Genomic DNA, 13,211 nt, shown 5'->3' on the forward strand with positions numbered 1-13,211 from the left:
CCCTGGCAGAAGGTTGTTATGCACGTAGCTCACTTTTTGCAGATATTGTCGGTCGCTGTTCTTGCTGTCGGAGTCGCGGTAGGGGTGGCGACCGCTGTAGGCGCGGCGGTCTCCTGCACGGTGACCTTCTTCGCCCGCTCGTGTTTCCGGCCGACGACCACCTCGATCTTGTCGCCGAGGCTCTCCACCGGGCGCAGGTCCGCTCCGGGCAGCGCGGCGGCGACGGTGTGTGCCGAGTCCTCGCGGCCGGGGCCGTACCGGATGACGGTCTTGTCGAAGTCCTTCTGCGGGGTGTTGCCGGGGATCTCGGGCACCAGGAAGCCGACCCTCTGCAGGTCCGCCCTGGTCTGCGCGCCCAGCCCCGTGATCGTGGTGCCGTTGAGCACGGTGAGGGCGATCCGCGAGGGCGCGACGGTCAGCGCGGGAGCCGAGGGGGAGGCCGTCGGGGTGGGCGTGGCCTTAGGGGGCTTGGAGGGCTTGACGAGCGTCTCGTCGGCGGCGATCCTGCGGAACAACTCCTTGGCCGCCGCTTTGTCCCAGAGGACGGCGGACTCACCGGTCGGCGTCTTGTAGTCGACGTCCGCGAGCGGGACCGTGGCGAAGGTCACGTCGTCGGTGGAGACGTCCTTGAGCTGGTCGGCCAGGCCGAGCAGGTCCCCGCGGAGCGCGTCGTCCACCCGGATCGTGTCGAGGGCCGTGTCGACGAACGAGGCGAGCCTGACCGGGTTGGTCAGCGTCTCACCGCTGAGCGCCTGGTTCAGCAACGCGGAGATCACCTGCTGCTGGCGGTCGATGCGGTCGAGGTCGGAGCGGGCGGTGGCGCGGGTGCGGGCGTAGGCGAGCGCCTTGACGCCGTCGAAGGAGTATGTGCCCGGTTGCAGGTTGAGCGCGGTCTTCGGGTCGTTGATCGGGACCGGGGTGCAGACCGAGATGCCGCCGAGGGCGTCGACCACCTCGATGAACCCCAGCACGTTGACCTCGACGTAGTGATGGATGGTCAGGCCGGTGACGGCCTGCACCGTGCGCGTCGTGAGCTTCGGGCCGCCGAACTGGTAGGCGGCGTTGATCTTGTGCTCGCCGTTGCCGGGAATCGCCGTCCAGGTGTCGCGGGGGAGGCTGACCACGGTGACCTTGCGGTGGTCCTCCGACACGTGGATCACCATCATGGTGTCGGTGCGCTCGCCGGTCTCGCGGCCCAGCTTGAGCTGGTTCTGCTGTTTGCGGGTGAGGTTGTCACGCTTGTCGACCCCGACCACCAGGATGTTCATCGCGCCGGTGCTCGACCGCGATCCCTGGACCCCGGCGTCGACCGCCTCGATCTTCTTCGTGGCGTAGTTGGTCAACGCCCAGGTCACTCCAGAACTGCCCAGGACCAGGCAGGACAGCGCGCCGGCGATCACCAGGCCGCGCCGCCTGGTGCGGGCGCCCCTCGCCGACCTGCGAACACGCCTCGGGTCCACCCGGACGCTTCCGTAGGCGTCACCGCCCACGTGCACACCCGAATCCTCCTCCGGGTCGCGCATGCATGGCCCCCTAGGCTCCAGCTGGGTCGATGAGGTACCCGTTCGTACAGTAGCGTGAGCGACGCCATGAAGCAGTTCCCCGACTCGCCCTCGCCGGCGTCGTCTTCCGAGACACGTGTCTGGCCCCCCATCTCCATCGTCATCCCGGTGCTGAACGAGGAGCGCCATCTGAGGGAGGCGGTGCGTCAGGTGCTGTCGCAGCGATACGCGGGACCGATCGAGGTCGTGCTCGCGATCGGCCCCTCCCACGACCGTACCCAGGAAGTCGCCGACGAAATCGCCGCCGCCGACCCTCGGGTGATCGTCGTTCCCAACCCGACCGGCCGCACTCCCAACGCGCTCAACGCGGCGATCGCCGCGTCCGGTAACTCGATCATCGCGAGGGTGGACGGCCACGCGATGCTCCCCGAGGACTACCTCCAGGTCGCGGTGGAGACCCTTGAGGAGACCGGCGCCGACAACGTGGGCGGCGTGATGGCGGCCGAGGGCGTCACTCCCTTCGAGCAGGCCGTGGCCCGCGCGATGACGTCCAAGATCGGTGTCGGCGGCGCCCGGTTCCACACCGGCGGCACCGCCGGCCCGGCCGACACGGTCTACCTCGGTGTGTTCCGCCGCGCCGCGCTGGAGCGGGTCGGCGGCTACGACGAACACTTCCAGCGCGCCCAGGACTGGGAGATGAACCACCGCATCCGCGAGTCGGGCGGCCTGGTCTGGTTCCAGCCCCGGATGCGCGTCTCCTACCGCCCGAGGCCCAACCTCAAGGCCCTCGCCAAGCAGTACTTCCACTACGGCCGCTGGCGCAGGGTGGTCGCCCGCACCCACGAGGGCACGATCAACCTGCGTTACCTGGCGCCTCCGCTCGCCGTGCTCGCCATCCTGGCGGGCCTGGTGGTCTCCCCGTTCTTCTGGCCGGGGCTGTTGATCCCCGGCGGCTACCTGGCGGCGATCCTCGCCGGTTCCGCGATCACCGGCAGCGGCCTGCCCACCCCGGCGCTCGTCCGGCTGCCGCTGGTCTACGTCACCATGCACATGTCGTGGGGCTGGGGTTTTCTCACCAGCCCGAGAAGGCTGGGAAAGGCCGACCACGCGGGCGGCTGATCAAGGACGGGAGTCGATCACCTGACCGGTGACGCCGGAGGCGAGCACGTCCAGCGAGGTGCGGGCGACGGTGTGCGAGGAGGACGGGCTCGTCGGCGTCGCGGCTCCGGCCCGTCCGGGTTGCACGCAGTTGACCCGAATCCCGTACTCCGTCCACTCCCTGGCGAGAGCGAGGGTCAGCCCGGCCACGGCGGCTCCCGCGAAGGAGCGCAGGCCCTCGCCCGCCCCGTCCCCACCGGGAGAGGGGGAGTGGAACAGCAACTGTCCCCGCGTCTCGCGGAGACGGGGGAGCGCCGCCCTGGCGACGGTGACGGGACCGAGGTGGTCCGCGTTCACGGTCCCGGCGATCGTGGCGTCGTCCACCGCGTCGAGCCTGCCCTGTGGTGGCGTGCCCGCCGCGCTGATCACGTAGTCGACACCGCCCGTCTCCTTGACGACCCGGACGAGCGCGTCGGCCACCGCCCGGGGGTCGTCCACGCGCACTTCGCCGGGGGCCGGTGATCCGGGGAAGGGGAACACCCGGGCGCCGTAATCTCCGGCGAGTCGCGCCACCTCGGCGCCCGCGCCGTCGTCCGCGCGGAAGACCACCACGGTCCTGCCCTCCAGCGCCTCGCGCAGGGCGGTGTCCGAGCGGGAGGGAACCTCGCTCGCGGCGAGCCTGAGGAGCCTGTCGGCGACGAAGAGGTCCACCGGGTGCGTGACCTTCATGTTCCGCTCGCTGCCCGGCACCACGTGGATCGGCACGTCGGGCAGGTAGCGCAGCACCACGCCGCAGTCGTCGGTGGCCGGCCGGTCGCCGAAGCCGGGATCGGCGAAGGCACGCTCGTACGCCTCGCGGATCACCGAGAGCCGAAAGCACTGCGGGGTCTGGACGCGGCGCAGGCGGGCACGGTCGGGGACGTCACTGACGATCTCCCCGTGCGGCCCCGGCGAGGTCACCACGATCGTGTCGGAACTCGGGATCGCCACCTCGACCGCCGAGAAGGTCCTCAGCGCCTCGACGCAGTCGGCGATGATCCTTCTGTCCGCCAGCGGCCGTACGGCGTCGTGCAGCAGCACGTGGCACTCCTGCGCACCCAGGGCCTGCAGCGCTCGCCAGGTGGTCTCCGGGCGGCTCGCGCCGCCCTCCAGGATCCTGCCGACCTTCGTGAAGCCGTTGCGCTCGACGATCCGCTCCACCTCGCCGGTGAAGCCGGGCGCCATCAGGACGATGATCTCGTCGATCTCCGGTGCCTCCTGGAACAGGGCGAGGGTGTGTTCGAGGATCGTCCTGCCCGCTATCTCCAGCAGTTGTTTGGGGGTGTCGTGGCCGACGCGTCGGCCGACGCCGCCCGCCAGGACCACACCGACGGTTCGGGGACGCGGTTCACGTTCGGCCACGATCGGATTCCTTTGACAGTTCGGGTATGGCGAGCGTAATGGGTGTGTCCCTGATCGTCCGGCGTGCTCCCGTGCTATCCCGTCAAGATCTAGCTACGCTGAGTGCGCACTCCCCGATTCGTACGGTGATCCCGTCGGATACGAAGGAGCCCGGATTGCCTGACTCTCGCGCCACCGTCTCGTCCGACGCCTCGCAGGCGGTCGCGGTCGTGCTCGCCACCACCGAGGCGTCCGACCTGCGATGTTCCGCAGGGACGCTCCTCGACAGGCTGACCGGCCAGCTCGCCACGCTTCCCGTACGGGATGTGCACGTGATGGCCCGTTCCAGTGACATCATCCACGTGCCGGGCGGCACCCACATGATCGGGACGGAGGGGCCGAAAGGGCTCGCCGACGACCTGCGCAGGGTCGCGAAGGCGGCCCGCTCGTCCGTCGGGCCGGTGCTGGTGGTCGCCGGTGACCTGGTGGCGCACACCGAGGCGCTGGCCATGCTCGTGGAGCACCCGGCCCGCGACACCTGCGCGCTGGTGGGCGGAAAGGACGAGCCGCCGGGGCCGACGCGACCGCCGGTCAGGATCGAGGGCAGGTCGGTGGTGGCCGCCGGCACCTCCTTCCACGAGGTGGGCGAGACCAACGGCACCTTCAGGGGCGCGCTCCAGGTCGGCGTGCCCGATCTCGCGGGCTTCGCCGAGACCACCGAGACGCTCGCCGAGCTCGCCGAGGCGGGCGGCTTCGGCCCGATGGACGGCGGCGAGGTCCCCGGCCTGCTCCTGGTCGGCCTCGTTCGCTCCGGCGTCCAGGTGCGCGCGGCGAGACTCGGCCGCCTCCACGCCGACCGGATGACCGTGCAGGCGGACGCCGACGTGGCCGTGTCCCGGCTGGCCGAGGTCGACGAGAACGAGGCCAGGCTGGACGCCGCGGTCAAGAGCGACGACGGCTTCTTCGCCACGTACGCGGTGAGCTCCTGGTCCAGGCACCTGCTGAGGCCGATCGCCGGGCTCGGCCTGACGCCGAACGCGGTCACCGGCATATCCGTCGGTCTCGCCGCGCTCGCGGCGGTCTGGTTCTCCGAGGGCACCAGACCGGGGCTGATCGCGGGGGCGGTCCTGCTCTACCTGTCGTTCGTGCTCGATTGCGTCGACGGGCAGCTCGCCCGCTACACCCGCACCTTCTCGCCGCTCGGGGCGTGGCTGGACGCCACCTTCGACCGTGTCAAGGAGTACGCCGTCTACCTGGGCCTCGCCGTCGGATACGCGGCGGGGGCGGACGTCGCGGGTGGCGGCCCTGACGGCATCTGGGCGCTCGCGGTGGCCGCGATGATCCTGCAGATGCTCCGCCACGTGATCGACTTCTCGTACGCGGGCGCGCGGGCCGACGCGAGCCGGGTGGGCGCGGCCTGGACCAGGTCGGCGGGCTCGCTGGGGAGGACGGACTCGCTGAGCAGGGCGGCCGCCGCGGACGGCGCCTGGACAGGAGGCGGCAACCCGATCCTGCGGCTCTCGCGGACCATGGAGAAGGCGTCGCCCACCCGCTGGTTCAAGAAGATCATCGTGTTGCCCATCGGAGAACGGATGGCCCTGATCGCGGTGACCGCGGCCTTCTTCAACGCCCGGGTGACCTTCGTCGCGCTGCTGGTCTGGGGTGGGATCGCGGCCCTCTACGTCCTCTCCGGCCGGACCGGCAGATCGCTCAGCCGATGACCGGAGGCCGCGGGCGCGATGACCGGCGGGGACGGATGTCCCGCCGGACGAGGGACGAATCCGTCCTCGGGTCTCTCCTCACCCGGGACGAATCTCGCCTCGGGTCTCTCCTCACCCGGACGGATCTCCCGTCAGGCGACCCTCAGGTAAGTGGAAGAAGCAGGTGCGATCATGATTTCTGTGCATATGGCGCCGGTGCCGCGGAGCGCCGTGGTCGCCTACCGGGACGACGGGGTGCTGTCGAGGGGCATGGGCGCCATGGTGGCCGGGCAACTCCCGCCGCTGCCGCCCGCGATCGTCGGGATGTTCGTCACCGGGGTGCTGCTCCTCGTCGGCGTGGCCGGCACCGAAGGACCCGCGGTGTTCGCCCCGGCGGTGGCGCTGCTGCTGGCCGGTCCCGGCAGCTCCCATCCGCACGACGGCCGGCTCGACTGGCTGGTGCCGCCGATCCTGCGCCTCACCGAGTACGGCTTCGTGGCCTCGGTGGGCTTCGCGCACGACGTGCCGCCGTGGCTGATCTTCATGTTGCTCGGCGCGATGGCCTTCCACCACTACGACGTCGTCTATCGGCTGAGGCAGCGGGTCTACCCGCCCGCCTGGCTGGCCACATCCGGCCTCGGCTGGGACGGCCGGATGCTGCTCATCGCCCTCGGCGGGCTCGCCGGGCAGGTCACGCTGATGTTCGCCCTGCTCTCGCTCTACCTGTGGTGCCTCTTCTCCTGGGAAAGTGTCACCTGCTGGCTGGCCGCCCCGAGGTTCGGGGTGGACGCGGCCGACCTCGGCACCCACGATTGAGAACGCCCGGCAAATGCCCGATTACACGATCAGGGCGTGAAGGCAACTAATCTTTGGGGCCTAGGAGTGCCCGCCGGGAGGCTCTCACCCGAATGAGGAGTGCACGTTGCTGGGAATGGTGCTGGCCGCCGGGGCCGGACGACGCCTGCGGCCGTACACGGACACGCTGCCCAAGGCGCTCGTGCCGGTCGACGGCGACACCACGATCATGGACATCTCGCTGCGCAACCTCGCGGCGGCCGATCTTCGTGACGTCGTGGTCATCGTCGGCTACCAGGCGCAGGCGGTACACGAGCGCAAGGCCGAGCTGGAGCGGCGGCACGGTGTGAAGCTCACCCTCGTGCACAACGACAAGGCCGAGGAGTGGAACAACGCCTACTCCCTGTGGTGCGCGCGCGACTACTTCGACCAGGGCGTGCTCCTGGTCAACGGTGACACGGTGCACCCTGTCTCGGTGGAGGAGACGCTGCTCTCCGCGCCGGCGACCAGCGACATCCTGCTCGCGGTCGACGACGTCAAGAAGCTCGCCGACGAGGAGATGAAGGTGACCCTCGACGACGACCGTCACCTGCGGCTGATCACCAAGTTGATGGACCCGGCCGCCGCCGCCGGTGAGTACATCGGCGCCACGCTCATCCGTTCCGGCATCGGCGACCGCCTCGCCGACGCCCTCCAGGCCACCTTCGAGCGCGACCCGCAGCTCTACTACGAGGACGGCTACCAGGAGCTCGTCGCCCGCGGTGAGAAGATCGCCGTCGCTCCGATCGGCGACGTCCCGTGGGTCGAGGTAGACAACCACGACGACCTCGCCAAGGCGCGGGAGATCGCGTGCCGATACTAGCCAGGATGCTCCCGGCGCCCCTGTCCATGGAGGTGCGCCGGGGCGCCGTCGCCCAGCTCGGCACGTTGCTGGCCGACAGCAGGGTGGCGACCTCCGGTCGGGTGGCGGTGGCCGTGGGCGCGGGCCAGGGAGACAGGATCGCCTCGGTGATCACTCCCTCGCTCGGCCAGGCCCAGGTCTTCCGGGTGCCCGACGGCTCGGTCGACGCGGCGATCTCGCTCGGCGCCGACCTGCGCAAGGGGGCGTACGAGGCGGTCGTGGGCATCGGCGGCGGCAAGACCATCGACGTGACCAAGTACGCCGCGTCGCTGGCCGGGATCCCGATGGTGGCGGTGGCCACCAACCTGTCGCACGACGGGATCTGCTCGCCGGTGGCCTCGCTCACGCACGACGGGGGCAAGGGCTCCTTCGGCGTCCCCATGCCGCTCGCCATCATGGTCGATCTCGATTTCGTGCACGACGCGCCCGCCTCGCTGGTCAGGTCCGGGGTCGGTGACGTGGTCAGCAACCTCTCGGCGATCGAGGACTGGCAGCTCGGCGCGGGCGAGCGCGGGGAGCCGATCGACGGCCTGGCCTGCGCGATGGCCCGCACCGCGGCGGAGGCGGTGATCGGCAGATCCGACTCGATCGAGTCCGACGCGTTCCTGACCGTGCTGGCCGAGGCGCTTATCCTGTCGGGCATGTCGATGGTGGTCGCCGGATCCTCACGTCCTTCGAGTGGCGGAGATCATGAGATCCTGCATGCCGTGGATCAGCTTTTTCCCGGCACCTCCAACCACGGCGAGCTCGCCGGGATAGGTGCCGCGTTCTGTTTCTTCCTCCGCGAGGACTCACGGAGGCTCAATCAGGTCGTCGACTGCCTGCGCGGGCACGAGCTGCCGGTCACCCCCGCCGATGTGGGGCTGTCCCCGGCCGAGTTCACCGAGGCGGTCGCGCTGGCCCCGGCCACGCGTCCCGGCCGCTACACGATTCTTGAGCACCTGCGCCTGTCGGAGCCGGAGATTCGCGATCGGGTGGAGGATTATGTCCGGGCCGTCGGTCGCTGAGCTCCGTGCGGTGGCCCAGCCGCACACGACCATGGACCGCAACAGCGGCGAGCACTGGGCCGGCGCTCTCTACATGCGCAAGCTGTCGATCTACGTCACCTGGTTTCTCGCCAAGACGCCGATCACGCCCAACCAGACCACCTGGCTGATGATCTTCACCGGCCTGCTGGCCGGAGCCGTGCTCGCGCTGCCCGGACTCTGGGCGGCCGTCCTCGCGGCCCTGCTGGTCCAGCTCTACCTGCTGCTCGACTGCTCCGACGGTGAGCTGGCCCGCTGGACCGGGCGCACCTCCATCACGGGCGTCTACCTCGACCGGGTCGGTCACTACTTCGCCGAGGCCGCGATCCTCATCGGGCTGGGCTTCCGGGCGTCGGAGGTCCTGCCCGACTGGTACACCGTGACGGGGTTCGCCGCCGCGCTCGGCGCGATCCTGATCAAGGCGGAGACCGACCTGGTCGACGTGGCCCGCGCCCGCTCCGGGCTGGTCGCGGCGACCGAGGCCTCGGCCGAGCACTTCCGGTCGCGCGGGCTGGGCATGGCGCGCAAGGCGGCCGCGGCGCTGAAGTTCCACCGGATCGTGCAGGCGGTCGAGTTGTCACTCCTCATCGTGGTCGCCGCGATCTGGGACGCGATCGACGGGGGGCTGGCGGCGACGAGGATCCTCGTGGTGGCCTGCGTGGTCGTCGCCGTGCTGCAGATGATCCTGCATCTGATCAGCATTCTGGCGTCCAGGCGGCTTTCATGAGGAACCGGATGGCGTCCGGGCGCGTCGTAGGTGCGAACACACCGCTGTTTGGCGGGTGTTCGTCGGCGGTTCCGATACGCTTGTGCCCCGGTATACCAGGAAACTCCAGCCCTGCCAGAATTCCCGACCCAGCAGACTCGGTGATCATGAAAGTATGCTCCGTACGTGCTCTCGACGCGTCAGGACGATGACCCGTTGAAGATCTCGTGCGTCATCCTCACCATGGGCAACCGTGTCCCCGAGCTGGACCGCGCGGTCGAGTCCGCGCTGAACCAGGTCGACGGTGACGTCGAGGTGGTCATCGTCGGCAACGGCGCGGACGTCCCCGAACTCTCGGTCACCGTGCCCGCGGGGTCCTCGGCCTCGATCAGGAGCGTGCGGCTGAACCACAACGCGGGCATTCCCGCGGGCCGTAACCGAGGCGTCGAGGAGTGTTCCGGCGACGTCGTCCTCTTCCTCGACGACGACGGCTGGTACGCCGACACCGGGCTCGTCTCCCACCTGCGGGAGCGCTTCTCCACCGAGCACGACCTCGCGGTCGTCTCCTTCCGGGTGAAGGATCCCGAGGGCGGCATCGGCCAGCGCCGTCACGTTCCCCGCCTGCGCGCGGGCGACCCCGAGCGGTCCTCTCCGGTCACCACCTTCCTGGGCGGCGCGTGCGCCATCCGCCGTTCGGCCTTCCTCCAGGTCGGCGGGCTCCCCGAGCGTTTCTTCTACGCCCACGAGGAGACCGACCTGGCGTGGAGGCTCCTCGGCGAGGGATACCGCATCGAGTACGACGCCGAGACGGTCATGTACCACCCGCAGGTCCCCCCGACCCGGCACACCGACTTCTACCGCCTCAACGCCCGCAACCGGGTCTGGCTCGCCCGTCGCAACCTTCCCTGGCCGCTGGCCGCGCTCTACCTCCTCAACTGGATGGTGCTCACCCTCGTCCGCGAGCGCTCCAGGCCCGCCCTGCGCGCCTGGTTCAAGGGCTTCGCGGAAGGGCTCCGCGAGCCCGCGGGAGAACGTCGCCCCATGGGCTGGAAGACCGCCTGGCGGATGCTCCGCCTCGGCCGTCCGCCGATCGTCTGACCTTCGATCAGCAGTGGACGTATACACCCTCGGCGAGGCGTTCGGCGTCGTCACCAGCGGCCGGATCCGCCACGAGCACGAGGCCAGGCTGGACGTCGCCGGAGCCGAGTTCACCGTCGCGGTCGGTCTGTCCAGGCTCGGCCACCGGGTGGGCTGGCTGGGCAAGGTCGGCGGCGACGAGCTGGGAGCGAGGATCCTCACCGTGCTGCGCGGCGAGGGCGTGGACGTCTCCGACGCCAGGGTGGACGAGGGGTCCCCGACCGGGATCCTGCTGAAGGAGTCGAGGCTCGGCCAGGCGGCGAGGGTCACCTACTACCGCACCGGCGTCAGGCTGGCCCAGGGGAACGTTCCCGTGGACCGGATCGCGGCCTCGCGCATCCTGCACGTGAGCGGGATCACCGCCGCGCTGAGCGCGCGCGACGCCATGCACGCGGCCGTACGCGCCGCGCGGACCGCCGGGGTCGCGGTCTCGGTGGCGATCGACTACCACGACCAGCTCTGGCCCGACCTGCGCGAGGCGGAGGAGATCCTCAGCGTGCTGGCCTGCTCCGCCGACGTGCTGTTCGTCCGGCAGAGCGAGCTCGACCTGGTCAAGCCCGCGCTCGCCGGGGATCGCGAGGTCATCGTGACGCGCGGTGCACGAGGGGCGAGCGTGCGGGTCGACGGAGTACGCCACGACGCCGCGAGCCTCTCCGCGCCCGTGGTCGACCCCAACGGCGCGGGGGACGCCTTCGTCGCGGGCTATCTCAGCGCGCTGCTCGAAGGTCTTCACCCGGCCGACCGGCTGCGCAGGGGCGGCCTGCTCGCGGCCTTCGCCTCGTCGGGGCCGAGTGACTGGCAGGGCCTGCCGACGAGGGCCGAACTGCCCCTCCTGGAGCTCGACACCTGACGGTGAGGATGTGGGTGAGCGCCTCCGGGCGGGGTCTGACCCAACCTCCGACCGACCGCAGGGTCCTTGACAGGATCTGACCCGCCGATCCGCGCGGCTTCTCGCCGTGCGCGGGCGGGTCAGGGCCTTTTCGAGGCCCGATGCCTGGTCCGGTGCCCGATTTCTCGCCGAGGGAGGGTCTCCGAGCGCTCCGCCGGGCCGGGACGTGCCTTGCCTTGTCCGGCCGGGCCTCTCACGAGGAGCCTCAGGGCTCCTTGGCCTCACCGAGGGTCATGGCCAGGTGGGAGATCGTGCTCGTCATCAGGGCGCGTTTGGGCAGACCGAGCTCGCTCAGCTCCTTGGCGATCGGATGGTTGCCCAGGCGGATGAGAGCGCCCCCGGGACGCGTGCGGACCCCGCGGGGAGAGAGCGACCACGGGATGCGGCGGGTGACGCCGTCCAGGTGGCTGTAGGCGTCGAGGGCGGTCATCATCCCGGTGCCCGGCACCGGGACGCCGGGTTTGATCAGCAGGTCCAGCACCAGGCGGCCGTCCTTGCGCAGGACGCACCGCTTGTAGGGGGAGGAGATCCGCAGGTCGATGTCGGCCAGTTCCTTGGGGAAGCCCCAGATGGCGCGGCCCGCCTCCAAGGTGAAGTCCTGGTCGACCGGGAGCCAGTGGACGAACGCCCCGGCGCCGGTGCGGCGCAGCTCGGACAGGTTCGCGCGCAGCCCTCCGCCGGGAACGTGGCCCGCGCCGGGCGGCCTCGCCAGGAAGGCGACGCCGAACTCGTGGTAGCGGCCCAGATCACCGTCGCGGTAGTCGGCGAACACCAGCGTGCACAGGGCCTTGCGGGGTAACACCTCGGCGACGTCCAAGTGCGAGTAGGCGATCACGGCCCGCGCGGCGTCCGCCCGGACCAGGTAGGACGCGCTGCAGACCATGACGTCGCGGACGCGGACCGGCATGGTGACCTCGCGCCCCTGGATCAGATGGCGTGCCATGCCTCCAGTACACCAATCTCCCGGCCGGACGTCACTGGTTTGCCGGCCCATTCCTCAAGCCGCCCGACGAAGGCGCCCGCGTGATCCGGCCAGTTGTGGCGGGCGAGGGCCTCGGCGTGGCCGCGCGCTCCCATCTCGGCCGCCCCTTCCCGGTCGTCCCGCAGCGCCAGCACCGCGCGTACCGTCGCCTCGGCGTCCCCGAAGGGTACGACGACGCCGCACCCGACCTTCTCGACCATGGACGCGGCGGCGGACAGGGGGGTGGTGACGACGGGGACCCCCTTGGACATGTAGTCGATGATCTTGGCGGGTACGGGCCGGGTGCCGGGTGCGTCGTGCGGGAGCGACAGGCCGGCGATCGCCCCCTCGGCCATCCGCAGCGCGTGCCGGTTGGGCACGTAGCCGTACCAGTCGAGCAGGCCCTCCCGCTGCGCGTCCCGCAGCAGCGGCCTGACGCGGACGTCGGCGGAGCCGATCAGGTCGAGCCTGATCCCGTGCGGGAGCAGCCGCCTCGCCGCTTCGATCAGCTCGCCCACGCCTCCGGCCCTGGAGAGGTGGCCCACGTGGACCACCCGGTTCCCGCCGGGCGGCGCGGGCGGGCACGGGGAGACGTAGGCGGTGTCGGGAACGACCTGGTGGGGGCCGGAGAGCCGTTCCCGGTGGGACTCCTCGGCCAGGATCAGGTGCAGGCGGTGCTCCGGGGAGGCCCCGATCCGGCGCGCGAGCGCGGGCAGGGCGCGGCTCAGGTGGCCGGGGAGGGTGAGGCCGAGCGCGGCGGTCACGCCCCAGCCGCCCCAGCCGTCCCCGATGTCCTCGCGCACGTCCCAGACGGTGACGGGACGGTGCCTGGGCAGGCGGAACAGCAGCTCCCTGTCGTGCACGACCAGCAGGTCCGCGCCCTCCACCCCGCGCTTGAGAGCCCCCCGTGCGGCCTTCAGCGCGCGTCTGCGGCGGTTGGGGATCGCCCGGGGTACGTCGATCGCGCGGATACCGGGATCCGGGGTGACGTTGCAGTCGGTGAAGGGGGCGACATAGGTGATCTCATGCCCGGCGTCGAGGAGCGCCCGGATCTGCCGATGCATGATCCTGGCGTCCTCTGGGTGATGAGCGATCGTCGCGACGCATACCCGCATGT

General features: G+C 70.7%; 12 protein-coding genes. 8 read left to right on the forward strand and 4 right to left on the reverse strand.

All coding sequences use genetic code 11. From position 1 onward, the window contains the following. Positions 1-29: 29 nt before the first annotated feature. A complete protein-coding gene (locus ABT352_RS20445; RefSeq protein WP_350946447.1) occupies positions 30-1,523 on the reverse strand; it encodes an LCP family protein in 1,494 nt (497 codons plus the stop codon). A 66-nt stretch (positions 1,524-1,589) separates the two neighbouring features. On the opposite strand from ABT352_RS20445, the gene ABT352_RS20450 reads away from it, so the two are divergent. Continuing rightward, complete coding sequence (locus tag ABT352_RS20450; RefSeq protein ID WP_350946611.1) at positions 1,590-2,621, forward strand: glycosyltransferase family 2 protein; 1,032 nt, start codon at positions 1,590-1,592, stop codon at positions 2,619-2,621. On the opposite strand, the gene ABT352_RS20455 is transcribed toward ABT352_RS20450, so the two are convergent. After that, positions 2,622-4,001 (reverse strand): SDR family oxidoreductase, encoded by a 1,380-nt coding sequence (locus ABT352_RS20455; protein WP_350946448.1) that lies wholly within the window; start codon positions 3,999-4,001, stop codon positions 2,622-2,624. A 155-nt stretch (positions 4,002-4,156) separates the two neighbouring features. Between ABT352_RS20455 and ABT352_RS20460 the strand changes: the two genes are divergently transcribed. The 7 genes from ABT352_RS20460 (at position 4,157) to ABT352_RS20490 (ending at position 11,094) form a co-directional block, all read left to right on the forward strand. Then, positions 4,157-5,701 (forward strand): CDP-alcohol phosphatidyltransferase family protein, encoded by a 1,545-nt coding sequence (locus ABT352_RS20460; RefSeq protein ID WP_350946449.1) that lies wholly within the window; start codon positions 4,157-4,159, stop codon positions 5,699-5,701. Between the two features lie 171 nt (positions 5,702-5,872). Next, positions 5,873-6,496, forward strand: a complete 624-nt coding sequence (locus ABT352_RS20465) for a DUF5941 domain-containing protein (protein ID WP_350946450.1) — start codon at positions 5,873-5,875, stop codon at positions 6,494-6,496. Positions 6,497-6,602: 106 nt separating this feature from the next. Beyond that, complete coding sequence (locus tag ABT352_RS20470; protein WP_350946451.1) at positions 6,603-7,337, forward strand: phosphocholine cytidylyltransferase family protein; 735 nt, start codon at positions 6,603-6,605, stop codon at positions 7,335-7,337. Positions 7,338-7,342: 5 nt separating this feature from the next. Next, on the forward strand, positions 7,343-8,383 hold the full coding sequence (locus ABT352_RS20475; protein WP_350946452.1) for an iron-containing alcohol dehydrogenase family protein: 1,041 nt from the start codon (positions 7,343-7,345) through the stop codon (positions 8,381-8,383). Then, a complete protein-coding gene (locus ABT352_RS20480) occupies positions 8,361-9,128 on the forward strand; it encodes a CDP-alcohol phosphatidyltransferase family protein (RefSeq protein ID WP_350946453.1) in 768 nt (255 codons plus the stop codon). Before ABT352_RS20475 ends, ABT352_RS20480 begins: the two co-directional genes overlap by 23 nt. A gap of 195 nt (positions 9,129-9,323) precedes the next feature. Beyond that, entirely contained in the window at positions 9,324-10,205 is an 882-nt protein-coding gene (locus tag ABT352_RS20485; protein WP_350946612.1) for a glycosyltransferase family 2 protein, read from the forward strand. Positions 10,206-10,218: 13 nt separating this feature from the next. Beyond that, complete coding sequence (locus ABT352_RS20490; protein ID WP_350946454.1) at positions 10,219-11,094, forward strand: sugar kinase; 876 nt, start codon at positions 10,219-10,221, stop codon at positions 11,092-11,094. A gap of 244 nt (positions 11,095-11,338) precedes the next feature. Here ABT352_RS20490 and ABT352_RS20495 read toward each other — a convergent pair whose 3' ends face one another. Together ABT352_RS20495 and ABT352_RS20500 are read right to left on the reverse strand one after the other, a co-directional pair. Next, positions 11,339-12,076 carry an acetoacetate decarboxylase family protein gene (locus ABT352_RS20495; RefSeq protein WP_350946455.1) on the reverse strand — a complete coding sequence of 246 codons (738 nt, stop codon included), beginning with the start codon at positions 12,074-12,076 and terminating at the stop codon, positions 11,339-11,341. Next, entirely contained in the window at positions 12,061-13,158 is a 1,098-nt protein-coding gene (locus ABT352_RS20500; RefSeq protein WP_350946456.1) for a glycosyltransferase, read from the reverse strand. Before ABT352_RS20500 ends, ABT352_RS20495 begins: the two co-directional genes overlap by 16 nt. Positions 13,159-13,211: the final 53 nt, after the last annotated feature.

Source organism: Streptosporangium sp. NPDC000563, from assembly GCF_040299985.1.
GTDB lineage: Bacteria > Actinomycetota > Actinomycetes > Streptosporangiales > Streptosporangiaceae > Streptosporangium.